Genomic DNA, 1530 nt, shown 5'->3' with positions numbered 1-1530 from the left:
TGTTATTTTTTGGTTAAAAAATTATAAAGATGTTGTATTCACATCAGGAGTGTAACTTTGAGGTCTACCTCACAAAGAACACAGTGAAGTAAAAGTTCTTAAATATTATAGCTACAAGTACCGAAAAATTAACAGTAAAAATTATATTGCGATCAATAAATAAGCAAAAATCAGAAAAACTAAATCTGCACTATTTATGATTTCCTCCATCATGTATGAAGACAAACGACACATGATGGAGGAGAGAAAAGTTGAGATAGATTAACAGCTATTTTCAAATACTTGGTATGTGTTACCCCAAGTAAGATGGTCCATAGAGAAGTTTCTACATACAATGAATCCCTTCACCTTGCTTTAGTCATGGAATCGGTGAACATATAAACAAAAATTATTTAGTAAGAGACAGAAACTAGTTATTTGTCAATAAGGACTAATAATTTGGATCGTAGTTGGGATTTAATGAGAGAATCTCTTTGTACTGTACATAATGAAATATAACCGAATTTATAAAGTAATCAATTAACCCATAGTAATTAAAAAGAAGATATGGAATATATTCGACTGTTTATATACCCAATCCAGGAGAGATATTCGCATCAATAACATTGTAAAATGCGTTTGGTGTATCTGCTATATCCCATACTGCTAAAATCACATGATATCCTAATCGATTATTAGGAATTGAGATAGTGTGAGACTGACCAACAATTGGTGGGGTACCATCGTGTGGAATCTCAGATATCTTTTCAAATGAAGTGCGTTTAAGAGGTTGGTTAGGATTCCATCCTGGTTTTGTCATGTAATAGTGCCACTTAGTCGTTCGATGGAGTGCAGTGTAGGTCCATGTTAAATTTAATCTCCCTGTTTGTATAGGCTGTTTTGTCCATCGATCGGCGGTTTGATGATCTAAAACAAAATCACCAATTTGGCCTAATCCACCTTCGGCAGAAGCAATTCTACCATCTCTAGGTCCTGCTTCAGGAAATCCTTTCCGATATTCTAATGATTGTGGGTTTGAAATCACATTTCCATATATTCTGTGTGCTGCTGTCCAGCCCCATGTGATGTTGTGCAATCGGCCTTGATAGCCTCGACTAATGGGTGAACTAACATACCCGTGTGCCTCAACTTGTTTTGGGGAAGCTAAAAAAATGAACGAACCGAACAATGTAAGACTAGCAGCGACAAATGCCCCTTTTTTTAAAAACATAATAAACTCCTCCTCGGTTTTGGTTCCGCTTTCGTTCTATCTAATTCTGTATTTTTTAAATATTCTACTTGGAACGATAACTCAAACAGACAACGAAGGAATACCTGTCTCTTATACACATCTAGATGTGTATAAGAGACAGCAACTGATGCGAGCACTTCTTTACCGGAAGCAGAATTAACACGTAGTAATTCTTCTGTCTCTTATACACATCTAGATGTGTATAAAATGTTGATCCAGCAATGATCACAACTGATGCGAGCACTTCTTTACCGGAAGCAGAATTAACACGTAGTAATTCTTTTTCTGGACTTAAGGTA

General features: G+C 35.8%; 2 protein-coding genes. Both read right to left on the bottom strand.

Annotated elements, in window-relative coordinates:
- Positions 1 to 565: 565 nt before the first annotated feature.
- Positions 566 to 1210 (bottom strand): lytic polysaccharide monooxygenase, encoded by a 645-nt coding sequence (locus A5844_RS13520; RefSeq protein WP_086285686.1) that lies wholly within the window; start codon positions 1208 to 1210, stop codon positions 566 to 568.
- A gap of 121 nt (positions 1211 to 1331) precedes the next feature.
- On the bottom strand, positions 1332 to 1530 hold a 199-nt coding region (locus A5844_RS14450), incomplete at its 5' end, for a hypothetical protein (protein ID WP_218776179.1).

This window comes from Candidatus Enterococcus wittei, assembly GCF_002140175.1.
GTDB lineage: Bacteria > Bacillota > Bacilli > Lactobacillales > Enterococcaceae > Enterococcus_B > Enterococcus_B wittei.
The sequence above is the reverse complement of the archived record's forward strand: the minus strand, read 5'-3'. Positions and strand labels throughout refer to the sequence as shown.